The organism is Halothermothrix orenii H 168 (genome assembly GCF_000020485.1).
GTDB lineage: Bacteria > Bacillota > Halanaerobiia > Halanaerobiales > Halothermotrichaceae > Halothermothrix > Halothermothrix orenii.
On the sequence record NC_011899.1, the window covers coordinates 529,123 to 549,591 of the forward strand.

A 20,469-nucleotide genomic window follows, 5' to 3' on the forward strand; every position below is an offset into this window, starting at 1 on the left:
ACATTTATTCTGCCTCCTTCATATAAATGTAGGGTAATGATACAAAATTGGGGGGGCAGCTATGGAATTCTGGACAGTTTGTATCCTGGCTATTGCTATCAGTGTTGATGGTTTCAGTGTGGGATTGACCTATGGCTTAAGAAAGATTAAATTTGATCTAATCCCCCTGTTAATAAACAGTGTGATTTCTGCCCTTGCAGTCTACATTACCGGTACTCTGGGAAACAGCCTGGCCGGTTTAATTGAGCAGGAAATGGCCGAAACCCTGGGTGGAATCATGCTTATAATTGTAGGGGGCTGGCTTGTTTATTCCAATATAATAGATTATAATAGAAATAACTCCTCACCTAAAAAATTGATACATAAAGATAGTGAGGGGGCTCAACTGGTCTGGTCTTTAAATTTAAAACCCCTGGGGATTATTATTAATATCCTCAGGGAACCGGTAAAGGCTGACTTTGATAATTCAGGCTCCATAAATCAGTTTGAAGCATTGATGCTCGGCCTGGCTCTGGCTTTAGATGCAGTTGGGGCCGGGTTAGGGGCCGGACTGGCCGGTTTTTTTAAACCATATATTTCACTTATTATCGGGGTTATGACCCTGTTGTTTTCCGGGGTTGGTTTTTACCTGGGAAGCCTGCTTGATGGTATGTTACCGGGTAAGCTTGAGGTGATGCCCGGCCTTGTTATCATGTTTCTAGGTTTTTTAAGATTTTTTTGAAGGAGGATTGAGCCTTGATAATTGGGCTAACCGGGGGAATTGCCTCTGGTAAAAGTACAGTAAGTAATATTTTGAAGGAACTGGGTGCCTGTATTATTGATGCTGACAGGATTGCTCATAAAATATTAAAAAAAGGCCAACCTGGTTGGAGAGGTGTTGTCGGTTACTTTGGTACAGATATTATTGATGATAAAGGTGAAATAGATAGAAAAAAACTTGGTAAACTGGTTTTTAATAAACCTGAAGAAAGAAAAAAACTGGAAAAAATAACCCATCCAATAATTATCTCACAAATTAAAGATGAAATAGTTTCTCTCAAAAATAAATGCAATTTAATTATTCTTGATGCCCCACTTTTATTTGAAGCCAACCTGGACAGGCTGGTGGACCGGGTCTGGGTGGTTTATGTTGATCGGGACATACAGCTTAGACGTTTACAGGAACGGGATGGGCTTAGCCGGGAAGAAGCCATTTTGAGGATAGAAACCCAGATGCCGCTTAAAGAAAAGGCCAGACTGGCTGATATTGTTATAGATAATAATGGGAGTATTAAAAAACTAAAAAAACAGGTAATAAAACACTGGAGGGAGTTAAAGATGAAGAGGATAGCTTTGATTGCTCATGATGAAAAAAAAGATGATATAATTGAGTTTGCCAGAAAACATTATGACCTTTTAAAGAAATGTAAACTTATTGCAACCGGGACTACCGGGAAAATGATTATTGATAAGGTTGGCCTTGAGGTTGAGAGAATGCTCTCTGGACCACTGGGTGGCGACCAGATGATTGGCTCCAGGGTAGCTCAGGAGAAACTGGATGGTGTAATCTTTTTACGGGATCCCCTTACAGCCCAGCCTCATGAACCTGATATTACAGCCCTGTTAAGGGTCTGTGATGTTCATAATGTACCCCTGGCTACTAACCTGGCAACAGCTGATTTGATTTTGCACAAACTACTGGAAGAATAACTGATATTGAATTTTAGATCTTTAAAATTGATTTATGGAATAAAACTGATAAATGTTAGTTTTTTCACTTATAAATATAAAAATTTTGTGACCTTGACGGGAACAGGGGTGACAATCATACAGGTATCTACAGCTATAATATTATATTTGTAGATAAACAGGCTCTTTTATAAAAATTCATGTTTGACAAGAAAAATTCATTAGTGTATAATTTTATAGTAACATAGGTTAGCCAGAAGGAAAAAAATATATGATAATTTTATTATAAAAAAGAAGGATTATTCCAGTCCACCTAGAATTTTTATAGTAAGAATAACATAAGATTTAAATAAAAGTAAAATATAAGTGAATAGTTCAAAATGACTATAATACAAAAGGGTTATAATGATTATTATGCTTGAAATATCAGTTCAGTTAGCTGTTAAGATATCTGTTAAAATTCTCAATAAAAACATAAAATACTTCTATCTATCTGCCCTGAAATCGAAAAAGAAACATAATGCATGTTATGTATTCTAACTTATATAAGTTTTTTCTAACACGTCTATATAGCTATATTTATTATATAATATAGCTATAAAATACATCTTGTTAAGATGTTTTTTGGATTTACCTGAAAGGGGGTGAATTGGGGAGTAGTTAGTAGGTAAAGTAGGTATTGGTCTGCTTTGATTAAAATAATAAAGAGGAGGTTTTCATTTAATGAGTAAGAGAGTAGGTGTTTTATTACTTACACTTCTGTTAGTTTTTTCTGTTTTTGGTGTTGTTGATGCTGTAAATAATCCAGATACTTATGTCCATGTAACTATCGGTGACCAGTCAACTCTTGACCCACATTATTCATATGATACCGGTAGTAGTGAATTAATATATCAGGTATACGAAACTTTAATCGACTATAAAGGTTCCAGTGTAACTGAATTTAAACCTTTACTGTCTACCAAAGTGCCTTCTGTTGAAAATGGTTTAATTAAAGATGGTGGTAAAACCTACATCTTCCCAATTCGTCAGGGTGTTAAATTTAGCAATGGTAACCCCTTAACACCTGAAGATGTTGAGTACAGTTTTGAAAGGGCTTTAATTTTAGACCGTGCTTACGGTCCTATCTGGATGTTCTATGAACCATTATTTGGTCTTGGTTCCCTTTCTGATCTGACCAAGAAGGTTGTTGGTGTAGAAGATCCTAAAAAATTAACTCCTGAACAGTCAGCTAAAGTATATGCTGAAATTGATAAGAAAATCGAAGTCGATGGTAATAACGTTGTTTTCCATCTGGAAAATCCCTATCCTCCATTCTTAAATATCCTGGCCAAAGGTGCTTCCTGGGCCAGTATACTTGATAAAGAATGGTCTATTGAGCAGGGAGCATGGGATGGAAGTCCTGAAACCATTGCTAAATACCATGACCCTGTAAAAGAAGATGACCCACTCTTTAATAAGATGATGGGTACTGGTCCCTTTATTCTCGTTGAATGGGTGAATGGTGACCATGTTATCTTCAAACGTAATGATAATTACTGGCGTGAGCCTGCTAACTTCAAGACTGTAATTATCAAGAACGTTGATGAGCCTACCACCCGTATCTTAATGCTGAAACGTGGTGACGCTGATTCTATCTCCCTAGATTACCAGTACTTCAACCAGATCGAAGGTGTTGAAGGAATTAAGATTACCAGAGGTATTCCAGTTCTTCAGAACATGACCATGTTATTTAACTGGGATATCAATTCCAAGGGTAACGAATATATCGGAAGCGGTAAGCTCGATGGTAATGGTATACCTCCTGATTTCTTCACAGATGTCCATGTAAGAAGAGCTTTCAGCTACTGCTTCAATTATGAAGCATTCATTGAACAGGTAAGGGACGGCCAGTCCATGAAATTACGTGGTCCAATTGTTAGCCCCTTACTCGGTTATGACGAAAATTCACCTGTTTACAAACTTGACCTTGAAAAGGCTGAAGAAGAATTTAAGAAAGCCTGGGATGGTAAGGTCTGGGAAAAAGGATTTGAACTTACCATTACCTATAATGCTGGTAACATGGCCCGTAAGACAGCTGCAGATATATTCAAGACCTATATAGAACAGATTAATCCCAAGTTTAAGGTTAATACCCAGGTTGTTCAGTGGTCAACATTCCTGGATCAGTCACACAGGGGTCTCCTGCCATTACAGATCGGTGGCTGGTTAGCTGACTTCCCTGATCCCCATAACTTTGTACAGCCCTTTATCCACTCACAAGGTTATTATGCCGGTAAACGTGGTGAAAATTACCAGAAATGGGCTGTTGAAGTTGGAATCGATGACCTCATTGAAAAGGGTATAACTACTCAGGATAAAGAAGAACGTGAAAAGATCTATAAGAAGTTACAGCAGATGTCCCACGACTATGCTATCGATGTCTGGATTGACCAGCCATTAAGTGCCAGGATTGAAAGAAGCTGGGTTAAAGGCTGGTATCCTAACTCCATGCGTCCCGGACAGGACTTCTATATCCTGGATAAATAATATCCTTTTATCGAGTTTGATTTAGAAATGTAAAAGATATATCTACAGTAATTAACGCCAGGGGGGTAACCCCCTGGCAATTCTATGAAAATAACTTTTTTATGAAATAATACCATTTATACGAAAAATGTATTAAATTGAATATGTATTAATATTTAATCTTGTTTAATTATGTTAAAGTATTAATTGGTTGAAATAAATCCAGTAAAGAAAGGAGTTGTAGCAGATTGACTAGTTATATTATAAGGCGTTTACTCATATTGCCTATTATTCTATTAGGGGTTACTCTTCTGATCTTTTCAATGATAATGTGCTTAAGTCCCTATCAGAGGGTAGCCAACTATGTTACTGATCCGACCCAGCTGAAGGGTGGGGATATAGATTTACTTGTAAAGAAATATGGTCTTGATGATCCCTGGTATCAACAGTATGGAAGATGGCTGAATAATTTAATTCATGGTGATTTAGGCTGGTCTGAGGCTGCCGGTGCTCCGGTTACTCAGGCTATAAAAGAGAGATTTCCAGCTACAGTTGAACTGGCTATTCTGGCAGTAATTCCAGTTGTTATGGGGGGGATCTGGCTCGGGGTGTTCTCGGCGGTTCATCATAATGATATCTGGGACCATATTACCCGGGTCTTTGCGATTATAGGATGGTCATTTCCAACCTTTGTTTTTGGTCTATATATATTAATGTTTTTCTATGGTGTTCTCGGTTGGACTCCACCCGGCCGGTTAAGTAGCTGGGCTATGGAACTGGCTAATACTTCAGAGTTTGTAAGGTATACAGGTTTAAATATTCTGGATGGTATTCTTAATGGAAATCTGGCCTTTGTGTGGGATGCTGTCCGTCACCTCATTGCTCCAGTATTGACCCTGGCAGTTGTCTGGTGGGCTTATATCTTGAGGATTACCAGATCAAGTATGCTGGAAACATTAAGGAAGGATTATATCAGGACTGCCCGGGCTAAAGGTGTCAAGGAAAATGTTGTTATTCAAAAGCATGCCCGCAGGAATGCCTTGATACCGGTTGTTACTGTAGCAGGACCCATGGTTCTGGGATTACTGGGTGGTATTGTTACTGTGGAGACAGTTTTTGGCTACCGGGGTTTAGGACTCCTTGCTTATGAAACTGCTACCAGGTTAGACCATACCGGGATTCTGGGTGTTGCTATGTACTTTGGTCTGTTACTTATTCTCATTAACCTAGCTGTCGATGTTTCTTATGCTATTATAGATCCAAGAATAAGATTGGAGTGATGAAAGATGACATGGCAAGAGCTCTTTAAGCGTTTATTAAAAAATAAATTATCTTTGTTTGGGTTAATCATTATAGTATTTTTTGCTCTGATTGCTATATTTGCTCCATTTATCGCCCCACCGGCTGATCCTGATGATCCGTATGCTATTCCCCGGAGTGGCTGGATTATGGAGCCAACCCCTCCTGATGAGGATAATATCTTCGGTACCACTGAAGGTTCCTATGATATATTCTATGGTATGATCTGGGGGACAAGGACCGCTTTTAGGATCGGTTTTATTGTAGTTGGTATCTCAACGATAATTGGTGTTATTATCGGGACTATTTCAGCCTATTATGGTGGCTGGGTAGACGAGATAGTAATGAGGATAACCGATATCTTTATGTCAATACCATTTCTGGTGTCAGCCCTGGTATTGACTGCTATCCTGGGTAAAGGACTGGATAATGTTATGATAGCTCTGATTGTCTTTGGCTGGATGGGTACAGCCCGTTTGATGCGTTCCCAGGTTTTAGAGATAAAAGCCGAAGAATTTGTTCAGGCTGCATCTGCTCTGGGGGCTGGCGATTTGAGGATTATATTCCGCCATGTTCTTTTAAACTGTATCTTCCCGGTAGTAATTCAGGCTTCTATGAGAATGGGGTCTATGGTTATAACAGCTGCTACCCTGAGTTTCCTTGGTGTAGGAGCCCCTCCAGGGTATGCTGACTGGGGACAGATGATATCCTTTGCCCGTAACTGGATTATCGGGGCCCAGGGTAATGCCCTGTCCTACTGGTATACCCTTGTTATCCCGGGAACTGCTATTACATTATTCTGTTTATCCTGGAATTTAATCGGTGATGCTTTCCGCGATATACTTGATCCAAAACTGCAAAATTAAGATAAAGGTAGGTGAATATAGTTGGCCAGAGAAAAACTTATTGACGTAAATAATCTAAAAACGTATTTCTACACCGAACAGGGTGTATCTAAGGCTGTAGACGGTGTAGATTTTGAGATATATCCTGGAGAAACACTCGGATTAGTTGGAGAATCAGGTTGTGGGAAGAGTGTAACTTCTCTCTCGATTATGGGGTTAATTCCTAACCCTCCGGGTAAAATTGTTGATGGTGAAATATTATTTAATGGTAAGGACCTGACTAAATTAAGCTATGAGGAGTTAAGGCAGATCAGGGGTAATGACATATCCATGATCTTTCAGGAACCGATGACCTCATTAAACCCGGTTTTCACGGTTGGTGACCAGATTTCAGAGGCTATTTTAATTCATGAAGATGTGACTAAAGAGGAAGCCATGGACCGGGCTGTAGAAATGCTTAGAAAAGTAGGTATACCATTACCGGAACAGCGGGTAAATGAATATCCTCATCAGCTCAGTGGTGGAATGAGGCAGAGGGTTATGATTGCTATGGCCCTGGCCTGTAATCCGAAGCTTTTAATTGCTGATGAGCCTACTACAGCCCTTGATGTTACAATCCAGGCCCAGATACTGGACCTGATTAACGAGTTAAAAGAAAAATATCAGATGTCTATTATGATGATTACCCATGATCTGGGTGTTATTGCAGAGATATCTGACCGGGTAGCCGTTATGTATGCCGGTAAAATTGTAGAATATACAGATGTAAAAACCCTGTTTGAAGATCCAAAACATCCCTATACCTGGGGATTGATTAATTCAATTCCAAAGATGAATGAAGAGGTAGAACGACTGGTAACTATACCCGGTATTGTACCCAGTCCTTATGATTTGCCGACTGGTTGTAGTTATAACACAAGGTGTCCTTTGGCTGACGAAAAATGCCGTAGTGAAGAACCGGTTATGGAAGAAATCGCTGAAGGCCATAAGGTAAGATGCTGGCACTACGAGCGGGTAGCAGAATTGAAACAAAAAATTGAAACGGCTTAATATATATTCTGGAGGTGAGTAGTTTGGCAGAAGCGGATAATGTATTACTGAAAGTTAGAAACCTTAAAAAATACTTCCCTGTAAAGGCCGGTGTTTTCAAAAAAACAGTAGGCTATGTTAAAGCAGTTGATGATATCAGCTTTGATATAAAAGAGGGCGAAACATTAGGTCTGGTTGGTGAATCCGGCTGTGGTAAATCCACAACCGGACGGACCATTTTACGCTTACTGGAGGCTACATCAGGGAGAGTAGAGTTTGAAGGTAAGGATGTTCTTTCCCTGGACAGGAAAGAATTAAGGGAAATGAGAAAAGAAATGCAAATTATTTTCCAGGACCCTTATGCCTCTCTTAACCCGAGGATGAAGGTTGCTGACATTGTCGGTGAGCCTTTAGATATTCATAATCTTGCCACAGATAAAAACGAGAAGTATGAAAAGGTTAAAGAACTTTTATCCAATGTAGGATTAAATGAAGAACAGATGAATCGTTACCCTCACGAATTCAGTGGAGGACAGAGACAGCGTATCGGGGTGGCCCGGGCACTGGCTGTTAACCCCAGGTTAATAATCGCTGACGAGCCTGTATCTGCCCTTGATGTTTCTATTCAGGCCCAGGTTATTAACCTCCTGCAGGATTTACAGGAACAGTATGGGTTAACATACCTTTTTATAGCTCATGATTTAAGTGTTGTTAAACACATAAGTGACAGGGTAGCTGTTATGTATTTAGGTAAAATAGTGGAGCTAGCCAATAAAAAAGACATTTATGATAATCCGTTACACCCCTATACTCAGTCATTACTCTCGGCAATACCAATTCCTGATCCAAATTATGATAAGAAAAGGATAGTTCTAAAAGGTGATGTGCCCAGTCCGGTAGATCCACCTTCCGGTTGCCGCTTCCATCCACGTTGTCCAAAAGCCATGGACATCTGTAGTCAGGTTGAACCTGAATTTAAAGATTACGGTAACGGGCATTTTGCTGCCTGTCACCTTTTAGATTAAAGCAAATGTATATTGTCAGGAGAGAGTAGGTGAGTAGAAATAAGCATAACAGACCCTGAATTTTATTCAGGGTCTTATTTTAAAGGGGATGACGCGTAGATGAGTAATTTTGATTGGAAGACCAAGAAGGAAAAAATATTGGAAAATGCCAGGAGAGATCCCTTTCTTAAAATAGAGGAACTGGCTAAAAAAGCCAATACAACCCCACGTTATGTCAGGACGATTTTGTCTGAAGCCAATTTATCCCTGATGGAGTTACGGGAGCAGTATGCCCGTAAAATGGAAGATAAAAATACAAAAATATCCGAAAAATTACTTCTGGGGCAGTTGTTGAATGTTGCTTTTTCTTCAAAAGTGAAACCATTATCAAAAGATGAATTGTTATTCAATAATCCACAGGATTTAGATAATTTATCAGGGGATTTAAATAGGGAATATTTTTACCAGTCATATCTACATTTGCTTAAAGAAACACCCTGGTCAGTCAGTACAATCATCTTTAATAATGAGGCTTTTGAAGAAAAATTTCTCAAAGGCAAAGAAGATTTGTTTGCTAATGACCTGTATACTAAAATATGCAGGTGTCTGGAGTCCAGTAAAATACAGGTTTCAGATATTATAATAGATGTGGAGATCTCTAATGCTCAGTTGGCTGCAACATTAAAATTACCGCCGCTTTCCCCTGTATTCAGGGTTAAACAAATTTTAAAGGACAATGATGATGAAATAGCCCTGTTTCTGGCGTATTTCAATTCTAAACAGGTAACCCTTTCGTTTTCATATAATCGGGGCTTAATTATAGATAGAAAGAACCTGGCAGGCTGAATGAAGTTCAACCTTACCTCAGTTTCATTTTTCATGTATAAATTTTAAACATTATGTCCATAATAGGATTAGAAATTGATGAAAAATGAACTGAGGGGGTTTGAAAATGCCTGTAGATGAGTTAACAAAAAAGGAACAGATAATTAACTTTGCCCAGAGTGATCCTTTCCTTAAAATAAGTGATATTGCTGAATATGTACAGACCACACCACGGTATGTTAGAACGATATTATCAGAAGCCAATATATCTTTGATGAAGTTAAGAGAGAAGTATGCCAGGAATATGGAGAAAAGGCTTGAAAATACAAATTATCAGGAGTTACAGGCAAAAGTTACATTAAGGGAAGAGTACAGCTACAATAATTTAAATTCAGGTAAAATAATGGTTGAATCCGAGGATGAAAGCCGTTTCCCCGAGATAAAAAGGATAAAAGAGGGGGATGAGCTTATAAAGATATACCAGGTTCAGTATGTAGATGAGACACCTTATTGTCTCCATGAACTGGTTACCTTTATGGAGAAGGATATCAACCGGGAGAGGGTAAAAAACCTGGATTCAATTTATGATCTTCTGGGCCGAAAAGGAATTAATCGTTTACAATTTATGAATAATGTTATCACACTAGAAAAACCTGGTAAAACACTAAAGAATATTTTTGAAGATGAAGTAGACTTGATTGTCAGTAAAAGAACTGTTCTACTTAATAAGATACCTATTGGTATTGAAAAAGTATATCTCAGGGGTGACTTAACCAAAGTAGAATTTCCTGGCGAAATAGTTGTTTAATAATCCTGGAACAGGGTAGCGATGAAGTTGAATAAAGAGATTTAAGTTTTAAATGGGAAATAAAAAACTTAATTAAAAAATTAGATTTTAAAAAACTTATATTAAATCAGGTAGCAATAATAATTACCATATTAAGGCTGCGGCCTCACAGGGGCTGGCAGCTTTTTTATTTTATTGGATTTTGTTTGTTACACAATTAAAAAGCGAACAATGAATAAAAAATATAAAAAACGTTCGTATTTATTCTTGACTTTTGTATGTTATTCTCTTATAATATTAGTGTCGAGTTAACATATTATATCAAAATTTGTTATATATCATTGTATTTTGCCTCGTATAATTGTGGAGATATGGTCCACGAGTTTCTACCGGACGGCCGTAAACTGTTCGACTACGGGGGAAACACCTGGGATGAATGTATCCGGATAGGTGTATCCTTCGTGTGGGATCACTTATCCGGATTTTTATATTTTTTTAATAAAAAAGGTATGATAAAAAAGATAGGAGGTTCTATTAATGTTAGAAAAGATGTTTAAGCTAAAGGAGAATAACACCAGTGTCTCCACAGAAGTTACCGCAGGTATTACCACATTTATGACCATGGCCTATATTATTTTTGTAAACCCCTCAATTTTGCATAATGGAGCGGGGATGCCTTTTGATGGTGTATTTATTGCTACTATAGCCGGTATTATCCTGGGTACATTATGTATGGCCTTTTTGACTAACTATCCCTTTGCTCTGGCTTCCGGGATGGGGTTAAATGCCTTTTTTGCTTTTGTCGTTGTTAAAGGTATGGGGGTTAGCTGGCAGGTAGCCCTTGGATTAATATTCCTGGAAGGTATTATTTTTATTGTGTTAAGTGTTTTACCTGTTAGAAAAATGATTGTAAATTCTATCCCCATGGGACTAAAAACCGCCATCAGTGCCGGTATTGGACTTTTTATTGCCTTTATTGGTTTGCAGAATGCGGGAATAGTTGTCGATGATCCCAATACATTAGTAACCATTGGTAACATCTTTACAGGTCCGGCCCTTGTAGCCCTGGTTGGCATCATAGTTACCGGTATTTTGCACTCCAGGGGTGTTAAAGGGTCATTGCTAATCGGTATTATTGTGGCTACTGTCTTTGGACTTTTAAATGGAGTAACAACACCTCCGGAAGATATTATCGCTATGCCCAGAATGGCAGAATGGTCACAGGTATTATTTAAACTTGACATTGCCGGGGCCCTGAATTTTGGTATGATTGCAGTTTTATTAACCTTCCTGTTTGTAGATATGTTTGATACAGCTGGAACCCTGGTCGGGGTTAGTCAGCAGGCCGGTTACCTCGATGAAGATGGTAACCTGCCCAAAGCAAGCCGGGCTTTACTGGCAGATGCTATTGGTACCACCGGTGGTGCTATTTTTGGGACAAGTACTGTAACCACCTATGTCGAATCCGCTTCCGGTGTTGCTGAAGGTGGTCGGACCGGTCTAACCGGTGTTGTTGTTTCTATACTCTTCTTCCTGTGCCTTTTCTTTAAACCACTGGTTGCCATTGTTCCCGGTGCTGCCACTGCTTCCGCGTTAATTATTGTGGGAACAATGATGATGTCCAATATAACCAAGTTAGACTGGGGAGATTTTACTGAAGTCTTACCGGCTTTTATTACCATGATTGCTATGCCCTTAACCTACTCCATTGCCAACGGTATTGCTCTGGGTTTTATTACCTATCCACTGATTAAATTATTTACCGGTAAAGAAAAAGAAGTACACTGGCTGGTTTATGTGCTCGGGGTTATCTTTATAGCATACTATGTCTGGGTTTAAGTAAATTATTTAAGTAAAATATCTAAAATATATCTGAAATTGGGATAATCGTGAGTTATGGTAATTGAATAGATTAAATAGATTATAGTTAAGATTATTATAAAAACAATACAAAAGCAAAATATAATAGCACAATGGAAAAGCAAAATGTAAAAGTACATTCTATAAGATATGATGCAGAAAAACAAAATGCAAGACCGGGGTTTTGAAAAACCCCGGTTTTTTCTTTTATTGAATTCCTGTATCAGGTGTTTTCAATAAAAACCAGAAATTATTTATTTTCAATGAGAGGTAGAAGATTTGTAAATTAAAAGTTTTTGGGAGTGCCGGAATCGGTCCGGGCAATTAGTTCTTCGGGAAAGGGGGCAAAGTAAGTCTGTTTGAGTAAATAATCATCTTTATACTTTATAGCCCAGGATCTGATAATATTCTGGGGGACACTGAGGGGCACTTTTTTGTTTCTGAATTTCTGGAGAGTGTCCAGGAAAAAGGCTTTTTCTTCAGTTGTCAATTCATCGGAAAAATACCCCAGCCCGTGCATCAGAACATTGATATTAGAGTTATATCTGGGAGGGCGGGATAGTAATTTATTAAGGTGTTTTTCATATTTTTTAAAGACCTCAGATACCGGTAGTTTTTCATTATTGGCTGCTATCTTTCCCAGAATTCTCATTTCTTTCTGGTTATAGGCCATAAAAAGGAATTTATTAATGGTTTGGAAGTTTACTAACCCCCCCATTGTTTGTTGTTTTTTTGTCTCGCGGAAACGGGCAAGGGTAAAGAGTCTGGTTAAAAAATGTTCTCTGATCCTGAGGTTGGTTAATCTCCCCTCACTCTCAATAGCTGTATCAGGAAAGGTTGCAAGCACAGCTCCGGCAAAGAGACCGGAAGTCTTTTTTCCAGTAACATTGTTGATCTCTTTATGATAAATTTTTATATCTTTCAAACCACAGGAAGGAGACCTTTCTTTTAAAATGAAACCCTCAACATCATTGAGTGAATTTAAAAAATCATGGCTGAAAGACAGCATGTCCCCGGTCAGGTCCCTGTCTTCGGCAGGTTGAACCAGTCTGACCTCATCTCCATCGGCGATGAGGCGTAATGATTGACGTGGGGATGGTAGGCCAATGGCCGTTTCTGGGCAGACAGGGATAAAATTAACGAATTGTTTAAGCATGGATATAAATTTATTATTAAACTGGTGACCGTTATAATTACAGGCCTCAAAACCGAGGCATTTACTGACAACTACATTTGGTTTAGGAAATTGATTATCCAACATGTGATGCCTCCTCAAGGTTATGTATTCTTTTTAAATATAAGTCTATTTTAAATTTTCTTTTAAGACCACCGGAACTCATATACCTTACCTTTCCAAATATATTACACCCGGGCCAGGGACGGTCATGCTTACCAAAACACCAGGCTACCCCGGCAAACCCATTGGGGTCACGACCATCAAGGGCATATTTGTTATTTAAGTACAGGGCATATTTATAGGCAAGGTCAGGTGAGGAAGTCCATTCCAGTATTTTTTTGCCCCAGTACATTCTCATATACCCATGGATTTTACCTGTCAGTAAAAGTTCTTTCTGGGCAGCATTCCAGTAAGGGTCATGGGTTTTAGCATCTTCCAATTCCTGAAGTGAATAGCTAAATTCCCGGGTGTCATTTTCATGTTCTTTCAGAGTTTTTTTAGCCCAGTCCGGGAGAGATTTAATAGAATCATAATCAGGGTTATAATATACAAAATTAAAAGATAGCTCCCTCCTGATTACAAGCTCCTCAAAAAATTCTTTAAAGCCTTTATCTATTTCATGTTTTTTACAATAGTTATTCCCCTTAATAATTAGGTGCAGGGGTGAGACCTGTCCAAAATGGAGGTAGGGGCTCATGTTGGAAATCCAGTTTTTAACAGGATCATTCCGGTATTCATGGTAGTCTTTAATTTTATTATGTAAAAAATCGTTATATAAAGCCAGAGCACGGGTAGTGCCACCCCGGTATAAGTTAACTTCCGGTACAGTATTGTCAACTTTTAATCTATCAAGGCACAGGGTAACATTATCAAGGGGAATATCCTTATAGTTTATAAATGATAGCTTCAGGTCAAGGGAGCTTACCCTGATGGTCCTGGTATGTAAGGGATGGAGGAATTCAGGCAACTTACGGTATAGTTTTTTTCTGATGGTATAGGCAGCATATTCTTCTTTAGAAGAGGCCACTTCAACAGGAACTATTACATTGCTTTCAACCTGGATCAGTGGACAGTCAATCTGTTGGCTCACATTATTTCGCCAGGTTCGTTCGATTTTAAGATAACCCCTGTCTACTACCAGGAGAGAGGCATACTCTGCAAACTTTAAAATATCCTTGTCGGGGGGAACGGATTCAATAATCATTTTTATTCCCCGGTTATAGAGGGATTTCTTTACTTCCTGTAACCCTTCCAGCATAAATTGATAATGGCGTCGATTAGCCTCCGGGAATGAGGTATCAATCCCGAAATAGACAAGCAGTGGTTTATTGGATTTATTGGCCTCGATGATGGCATACTCCAGGGCATGGTTGTACTCTGTTCTCTGGGAGGCCTGCATCCAGTATAGAATATATTCCCCGCGTGGATTTATATTCTTTTTATTAAGGGGTTTTATTCTACTATTATGTATCATATTATTCACCTTTGAACTATGTAAGAGAATTTTTTAAAAAGAGAACCAGTTATTTTTTTATAATAAACTGAAGGACAGGGATACGGAAGTTACTGTGCAGTTTTCAAATCAGAAAAACCAGTTGCGAAAATATATATATAAGACGATATATTAGCTCTCAGGATTCTCAATGAGATATTCCCGGTATTTTTTAGGCATAAATTGTCTCTGAAGTTTTTTATTTTTCCTGTTGGGTATAGCAACACTTTTAAAGTACTCCTGCCACATCTTTTGAAAGGCAAGTTCTTCGTTATCTGGTTGAATTTTAAGGTCAGAAGAAAGATCCCCGATTAACCATTCTGTTTTATTATAAATAGCGGCCAGTTCCCTTTTTTTATCATGAATAACCCATTTCTGGGACGGAAGCCTCCGGGCAAAGTGGGGAGCAAGAATAGTCAGTATATTAAAATCGGGTTTGATGGGGGCATAATATATATCTTCTGGGAGGTTTCTAAACCTGATTAAACCAAGCATACGATGTGATTCTCTGCTTACCTTTCTGGCCATTTTTTTTACTTCCAATACCCACTCATCAGTCAGGACATTATGAATATCCTTCCCTTTAACAAGACCAAGTTTAATATAGTGGTATATATTTTTTTCAACATTGGGTTTTTCAGATAGAAAGCTGTAATAAATCTCTTTTAAAGCCCGTTGTCCCAGTCTGATTTTAAGTTCTGTAGATAGCTTAAGGGATAATTCCTGATCTGTTTTAATATAAACAGGTTTAGAAAATAAACTATTGTTATAAGAGTTTTTTCTGACAATCCGGTCCGGTTCAATATTATTTTCAAGGGCATGATTAATTGCTGTCATTAAGCCCTCAAAGGAACCATCATAAAGGTAAATAACCACCGGGCATCCTCCTTTATCAGTTTAAAAAAATACTTTAAATAGTCAAAGGGAGTTTTGATTTGTAGTAAACTGAAAGTATATATCGAAATCAATAAGAGATTATGGGCCAGAGGTAAAAAGAGATAGCTGCACGGAAGTACTGGATAAATCATTACCTGAAAGTCTGTCCATTATTAAGTCCTTCTCAAAAGGAATACCTCCGTAATATTTACCCTTACATGTTATAAAAAAGCGGGCCCGTTTGAGGACTACTCCAAGTTTAGATAGATTAAAGTAGTTCAGGTGGGCTTCCTTTCTTGCCTTAACAATTCTCCGGGCTGATTTAAGGCCAATTCCAGGCACCCGCAGGAGAGTTTCGTAGGGGGCAGTATTGATCTCAACCGGAAAGAGATAGAAATGATTCAGGGCCCAGTTTACTTTAGGGTCAAACCTGGTATCAAGATTTGGTTTTTCCGGTGTCAGTAATTCCCTGGAGGTAAAACCATAAAAACGGATTAGCCAGTCAGCCTGATACAGGCGGTGCTCCCTCAGTAAAGGTGGTTTCTTAAGGGCCGGAAGCCGGGGATGTTTAGCTACTGGAATATAGGCAGAGTAGTAGACTCTTTTTAAGTAATATTTTTTATAAAGATTTTCAGATAGTTTTAATATAGTGTAATCTGGTTCAGGACTGGCCCCTACTATCAGCTGAGTACTTTGACCCGCCGGGACAAAGGAGGGGGCATTTCTGAACTTTTTTCTTTCATATTTGTTGGTTTTGATATTTTTTCCAATAAACTTCATGGGGGTGACAATATTTTCAACTTTTTTCTGTGGGGCTAATTTCTTAAGGGTTTTCCGGGTTGGTAATTCTATATTGACACTTAATCTATCAGCATAGTGACCGGCTTCGTTGATTAATTGTAGATCAGCACCGGGAATAGCCTTGAGATGAATGTATCCATTAAATTTATAATCTTTCCTTAAAAGTCTGGCTGTTTTAACCAGTCTTTCCATAGTGTAATCAGGGTTTTTATGAACAGCAGAACTTAAAAACAGGCCTTCAATGTAATTTCGTTTATAAAAATTTACAGTGATTCTGGCCACTTCTTCAGGTGTAAATGAGGCCCGGGGTATGTCATTTGAAATCCTGTTTATACAGTAAGCACAATCATAGATACAGTAATTGGTGAATAATATTTTGAGAAGGGAGATGCAGCGTCCGTCATCTGACCAGCTATGACAGATTCCACCTGAGGCAGTATTTCCCATGCCGTCAGGAGAGTTTCTTCTCCTGCTACCACTTGAAGAACAGGAGACATCGTATCTGGCAGCTGCTGATAGAATTTTAATTTTTTGCAAAATTTCCATATAACCACCCCATCAAAGCTAATTATAACATACATTTGTTTAGGTAGCAATTAGTTAATTATCAGTCATATTCAATCAGTTAGTATCATTTATATATTGTATTGTAACCTGTTTAATACATAAATTGTTCTGTTAAAAACATTAATTTTTTTGACATAAATTAAAAATAGTGTTAAAATAATAATTGACTGACCGGTAGGTCGAGAAGAATATACCAGGAGGAGATAGCATGAAAGGGCAGGAAGCATTAACTACCAGAGATGAAATATTGAAGGCTGCCAGGAATTTATTTGCCGAGAGGGGGTTCCATGAGGCTTCCATGTCCAGTATTGCTAAAGAAGCCGGAGTAGGCAAAGGGACCCTGTACTGGTATTTTGACAGTAAACAGGAACTATTTAAGGAATTAATAAAAACCGGTGGTAAAATTATTGAAGACAAGATACATAAATGGGTAAAAGAGGAGACTTCACCTGAAGAATTTATAAAAATGTTTATTGAAACAGGACTGAAACATCTTTCCAATAATAAAAGAATAATCAGGGCATTATTCTCCAGTGATGAACTGGGAAGAGAGTTTAAGCGAGAATTATTTGAAACCAGGTACAGAATTATTAACAGTCTGGAAATGGTGATACAGCAGGGGATAAATGAAGGGAAATTTAGAGAGGTTTCAACCAGACACGCTGCTGCCGCTATTATAGGTATAATAAATGGTATGACTCCAGCTTTATTATGTGATACTGAAGATGATATAGAGGAGCTGCTCGGTTTCAGTTTTGATTTTATTATGAAAGGATTGGGGAAGGGGGATTAAAAAAGAATGTTTTTAAATAAAAGGTATATTTATTTTATTGTCATTTTAATGATGTTCAGTATTTTGGTACCTCTGGATAAAATATATGCTGAAGAAGTACTTACATTAACTGAAGTATTACAGGCAGGACTAAAGGAAAACCCGGATATTAAGAATACAAGACTGGATCTGGAAAATGCCAGGTTAGATTTGAGCATTTCCTGGCGTAACCTTTTACCTGAAGTAAACCTGCAGTCGGCCTATACCAGGTTAGGGGAGCCACCACAGGTCCCGGGTTTTCAGTATCAACGTGTAGAGACCGGTATCCCGGGAGAATATCCCGACAGTGATATTGTATACTTATATCCTGAAATGATTGAAGGTCCTCAGGATAATTATACAACTACTATCACCTTAAACCAGCCCCTGTTTATGGGAGGGAGGTTGCTTCTGGGGATAGATCAGGCCAGAAAGGGTGTTGAACTGGCTAGAAGTGTCCTGGAGCAGAAAAAGGAAGATACCCTGTACCAGCTCATTAACACCTATTATAATACCTTGCTGTTATCAGACCGGCTACAGGTTGAAGAAGAGGGCCTGGACCTGATCAGGGAGCAAAAAGAGGTAATCAGGGCCGGTATTGAAGCCGGAACTATTTTAAAGACAGATCTTCTCCAGGTGGAGATTGAAGAAAATAAAGCCTGGCAGCGTCTCCAGAAGGTAAAAAATCAGTATAAACTTGCCCTGAAACAATTATATGTAATGTCCGGGCTGGATAAAAGTGTTTTGAAGGAGCAAGAGGTTATACTTAAGAAGCCTCAGTTTAAACCTGAAGTAAATATAAATGATCTGTCCAGTCTCATAAAATTAGCTAAAGAGAACAGGCCTGATTTAAAAATGTTATCCATCAATGAAGAGATGATAAAAAACAATATAACTATGGAAAAAAGAAGCAACTGGCCCAGTTTTATGGTCAGTGGAAACTATTCCTGGCAGGGTGAGGAGTTAAAATTTGAAGACCCTGAATGGACAGTTACCATAAGTGGGAGTCTACCCCTGTTTCAGGGTGGTAAATCGGGAAAGAGACTCAAAAAGATTAATAATGAATTTGATAAGATCAGAGAGAAAAAGCAATATGTTTCAGAAATGGTTGAGGTTGAAGTAACAAATGTTTTTAACAAAATAAATGAACTTGAAGAAAATGTTGTTATTCAAGACCAGAATTTAAACAAGGCGCAGGAAAATTTAAGACTGGTTAATAGCAGGTATAAAGTAGGAATGGTCACCAATCTTGATGTTATGAATGCCCGGTTGTTGTATCGGCAGAGTAAACTGGGACTCCTTCAGGCTGAGTTTAATTATAAACTGGCCATGTATGAACTGTTATATAAAACCGGAAGACTTGGAGAGTTTGTTGAGGAGGTAGTTAACAATGAAACCAAATAAACCAGTAATAGTTACTTTAATGTTTTTAATGTTAGTTACGTTATTAAGCGGGCAGGTATTTGGTGAGACTCAAATACCGGTTAGTGTTATTGAGCCCGGGGTTAAAAGTATCAGGGTTGAGGAATCTGTTACCGGGGTTATAAAACCCTATCAGGTGGTTAATTTATCAACAAAAACAGGCGGAATAGTTGATGAGATTCTGGTTGAGGTTGGTCAAAGGGTTGAAGCAGGTGAACCCCTGTTAAAGCTTGAACAGGAAGAATTAAAGGCCCAGGTAAAGCAGGCCAGAGCTCAACTTGCCATGGCAAGGGCTTCTTTCAAAAAAATAAAGGATGGAGCCAGTCCAGAAGATGTTGAAAAAGTTCGTGGTGCCTATAACCAGGCCCTTGCTTCATATAATGGAGCCAGAAAAGCCTTGAATATAATAAAAGATATGTATGAGGATAAAACAAGTCAGGAACAGCAGCTTACAGCAGCCAGGACAAAGCTGGACACTGCCTCTAAAAAGCTGGAACTGGCCCGGGAGCAACTGAAGCAGACTGAAGTAAGTTATGAACAGGCGGAAAAGAGTTATAAGAGGATGGAGTACCTCTATGAAGAGGGAGTAATTACTGAAAGTGAATTTGATAAAGTTAAAACCCAGTATGAAAATGCAAAATCTGCTCTCAAGTCGGCTGAACTGGGACTGGAACAGGCTAAGGTCAATTATGAGGGGGCCCTTAAAGGGTATAATCTGGTTAAAGAAATCTATGAAAACCCCCGGTCCCTGGAACAGCAGCTTTTAAATGCTGAAACCCAGTATGAAGTGGCCAAAGCCAACCTCCAGATTGCTAAAGCCAACCTGGACCAGGTTCTAATGGGGGCTGAAGAGGAGGATTTACAGTCAGCCCGGGCCCAGGTGGAACAGGCTGAAGTTGCCCTGGAATTGGCCAACATTAGACTCAGGGATAGTGTCTTAGAAAGCCCGTTTCCGGGACTTATTGCTGCTGTTAATATTAATGAAGGTGAGATGGCCCCTCCAGGAAATCCTGTTATCAAGGTTGTTAACCTTGATAAAGTGTATGCTGAAATTGAGGTATCAGCCAGTACAGTAACCAGTTTAGAGACAGGTGATCTAGTAAGAGTAGAGATCCTTCCACTGGCTAATATGTCTATGACAGGTAAAATAGAGACAATTGCTCCTGATGTAGATCCGCGGAGCAGAGCCTATCCTGTTAAGGTAGTTATCCCCAATTCGAAAAATATGATTAAAGGGGGAATGTATTGTCGGGTTTACCTTACGTTAAAAGAGTCAAATCGTGGGGTAGTTGTCCCGGTAGATTCTGTTCTTGACCTGGAAGAAAAACCCTATATATTTGTAGTTAATAACGGTAAGGCTGAAAAGAGATTTATTGAGACGGGCTTAATTAACGATACAGAAGTTCAGGTCATTGATGGTTTGAATCCTGATGAAAGAGTTGTAGTCAAGGGCCAGTATAAACTTACCGATGGGGCTCCGGTTAAGGTGGTGAACTAA

Annotated in this window: 17 protein-coding genes and 1 riboswitch; of the genes, 13 read left to right on the forward strand and 4 right to left on the reverse strand. The window is 38.7% G+C overall.

All coding sequences use genetic code 11. The annotated features are described in order from the left end of the window. Positions 1-61 precede the first annotated feature (61 nt). The 10 genes from ytaF to HORE_RS02630 all read left to right on the forward strand — a co-directional run bounded on the left by ytaF (position 62) and on the right by HORE_RS02630 (position 11,804). Positions 62-721, forward strand: a complete 660-nt coding sequence (gene ytaF / locus HORE_RS02585; protein WP_012635434.1) for a sporulation membrane protein YtaF — start codon at positions 62-64, stop codon at positions 719-721. Positions 722-735: 14 nt separating this feature from the next. Further along, the gene (coaE, locus tag HORE_RS13340; protein WP_012635435.1) at positions 736-1,689 is read left to right on the forward strand and encodes a dephospho-CoA kinase; all 954 of its coding nucleotides are present in this window, start codon (positions 736-738) and stop codon (positions 1,687-1,689) included. Between the two features lie 702 nt (positions 1,690-2,391). Further along, a complete protein-coding gene (locus tag HORE_RS02595; RefSeq protein WP_012635436.1) occupies positions 2,392-4,197 on the forward strand; it encodes an ABC transporter substrate-binding protein in 1,806 nt (601 codons plus the stop codon). A 227-nt stretch (positions 4,198-4,424) separates the two neighbouring features. Next, positions 4,425-5,456 (forward strand): ABC transporter permease, encoded by a 1,032-nt coding sequence (locus HORE_RS02600; protein ID WP_012635437.1) that lies wholly within the window; start codon positions 4,425-4,427, stop codon positions 5,454-5,456. Between the two features lie 6 nt (positions 5,457-5,462). Next, a complete protein-coding gene (locus HORE_RS02605; protein WP_012635438.1) occupies positions 5,463-6,341 on the forward strand; it encodes an ABC transporter permease in 879 nt (292 codons plus the stop codon). 21 nt (positions 6,342-6,362) lie between these two features. After that, a complete protein-coding gene (locus HORE_RS02610; protein WP_012635439.1) occupies positions 6,363-7,370 on the forward strand; it encodes an ABC transporter ATP-binding protein in 1,008 nt (335 codons plus the stop codon). Positions 7,371-7,393: 23 nt separating this feature from the next. Next, on the forward strand, positions 7,394-8,374 hold the full coding sequence (locus HORE_RS02615) for an ABC transporter ATP-binding protein (RefSeq protein ID WP_012635440.1): 981 nt from the start codon (positions 7,394-7,396) through the stop codon (positions 8,372-8,374). A gap of 99 nt (positions 8,375-8,473) precedes the next feature. After that, positions 8,474-9,199: a hypothetical protein gene (locus HORE_RS13030; RefSeq protein WP_012635441.1), complete on the forward strand. Its 726-nt coding sequence runs from the start codon at positions 8,474-8,476 to the stop codon at positions 9,197-9,199. A gap of 106 nt (positions 9,200-9,305) precedes the next feature. Continuing rightward, positions 9,306-9,986, forward strand: coding sequence for a hypothetical protein (locus HORE_RS02625; RefSeq protein ID WP_012635442.1), 681 nt, complete (start codon positions 9,306-9,308; stop codon positions 9,984-9,986). A 312-nt stretch (positions 9,987-10,298) separates the two neighbouring features. Next, positions 10,299-10,400, forward strand: a riboswitch (purine riboswitch). 102 nt (positions 10,401-10,502) lie between these two features. Then, positions 10,503-11,804: an NCS2 family permease gene (locus HORE_RS02630; protein WP_012635443.1), complete on the forward strand. Its 1,302-nt coding sequence runs from the start codon at positions 10,503-10,505 to the stop codon at positions 11,802-11,804. A gap of 307 nt (positions 11,805-12,111) precedes the next feature. Here HORE_RS02630 and HORE_RS02635 read toward each other — a convergent pair whose 3' ends face one another. The 4 genes from HORE_RS02635 to HORE_RS02650 form a co-directional block, all read right to left on the reverse strand. Continuing rightward, positions 12,112-13,086 (reverse strand): YbgA family protein, encoded by a 975-nt coding sequence (locus tag HORE_RS02635; RefSeq protein ID WP_012635444.1) that lies wholly within the window; start codon positions 13,084-13,086, stop codon positions 12,112-12,114. Beyond that, complete coding sequence (locus tag HORE_RS02640) at positions 13,076-14,476, reverse strand: deoxyribodipyrimidine photo-lyase (protein WP_012635445.1); 1,401 nt, start codon at positions 14,474-14,476, stop codon at positions 13,076-13,078. The genes HORE_RS02635 and HORE_RS02640 overlap by 11 nt, the downstream gene beginning before the upstream one ends. 150 nt (positions 14,477-14,626) lie before the next feature. After that, positions 14,627-15,370, reverse strand: coding sequence for a TIGR03915 family putative DNA repair protein (locus tag HORE_RS02645; protein ID WP_012635446.1), 744 nt, complete (start codon positions 15,368-15,370; stop codon positions 14,627-14,629). Positions 15,371-15,469: 99 nt separating this feature from the next. Next, positions 15,470-16,717, reverse strand: a complete 1,248-nt coding sequence (locus HORE_RS02650) for a putative DNA modification/repair radical SAM protein (protein WP_012635447.1) — start codon at positions 16,715-16,717, stop codon at positions 15,470-15,472. Between the two features lie 229 nt (positions 16,718-16,946). On the opposite strand from HORE_RS02650, the gene HORE_RS02655 reads away from it, so the two are divergent. Genes HORE_RS02655 through HORE_RS12320 form a run of 3 tightly spaced genes read left to right on the forward strand, consistent with a single transcriptional unit; the run spans position 16,947 to position 20,469 of the window. Further along, complete coding sequence (locus HORE_RS02655; protein WP_012635448.1) at positions 16,947-17,531, forward strand: TetR/AcrR family transcriptional regulator; 585 nt, start codon at positions 16,947-16,949, stop codon at positions 17,529-17,531. A 6-nt stretch (positions 17,532-17,537) separates the two neighbouring features. Further along, positions 17,538-18,953 (forward strand): TolC family protein, encoded by a 1,416-nt coding sequence (locus HORE_RS02660; RefSeq protein WP_012635449.1) that lies wholly within the window; start codon positions 17,538-17,540, stop codon positions 18,951-18,953. Beyond that, a complete protein-coding gene (locus tag HORE_RS12320; RefSeq protein ID WP_012635450.1) occupies positions 18,940-20,469 on the forward strand; it encodes an efflux RND transporter periplasmic adaptor subunit in 1,530 nt (509 codons plus the stop codon). Before HORE_RS02660 ends, HORE_RS12320 begins: the two co-directional genes overlap by 14 nt.

Bases quoted from the DNA above. Each gene is read 5' to 3' on its own strand.
- HORE_RS02635 (WP_012635444.1), bottom strand. From the start codon at position 13,086: ATGTTGGATAATCAATTTCCTAAACCAAATGTAGTTGTCAGTAAATGC.
- HORE_RS02650 (WP_012635447.1), bottom strand. From the start codon at position 16,717: ATGGAAATTTTGCAAAAAATTAAAATTCTATCAGCAGCTGCCAGATAC.
- HORE_RS02630 (WP_012635443.1), top strand. From the start codon at position 10,503: ATGTTAGAAAAGATGTTTAAGCTAAAGGAGAATAACACCAGTGTCTCC.
- HORE_RS02655 (WP_012635448.1), top strand. From the start codon at position 16,947: ATGAAAGGGCAGGAAGCATTAACTACCAGAGATGAAATATTGAAGGCT.
- HORE_RS02640 (WP_012635445.1), bottom strand. From the start codon at position 14,476: ATGATACATAATAGTAGAATAAAACCCCTTAATAAAAAGAATATAAAT.
- HORE_RS02625 (WP_012635442.1), top strand. From the start codon at position 9,306: ATGCCTGTAGATGAGTTAACAAAAAAGGAACAGATAATTAACTTTGCC.
- HORE_RS02605 (WP_012635438.1), top strand. From the start codon at position 5,463: ATGACATGGCAAGAGCTCTTTAAGCGTTTATTAAAAAATAAATTATCT.
- HORE_RS13030 (WP_012635441.1), top strand. From the start codon at position 8,474: ATGAGTAATTTTGATTGGAAGACCAAGAAGGAAAAAATATTGGAAAAT.
- HORE_RS02660 (WP_012635449.1), top strand. From the start codon at position 17,538: ATGTTTTTAAATAAAAGGTATATTTATTTTATTGTCATTTTAATGATG.
- HORE_RS12320 (WP_012635450.1), top strand. From the start codon at position 18,940: ATGAAACCAAATAAACCAGTAATAGTTACTTTAATGTTTTTAATGTTA.
- ytaF (WP_012635434.1), top strand. From the start codon at position 62: ATGGAATTCTGGACAGTTTGTATCCTGGCTATTGCTATCAGTGTTGAT.
- HORE_RS02595 (WP_012635436.1), top strand. From the start codon at position 2,392: ATGAGTAAGAGAGTAGGTGTTTTATTACTTACACTTCTGTTAGTTTTT.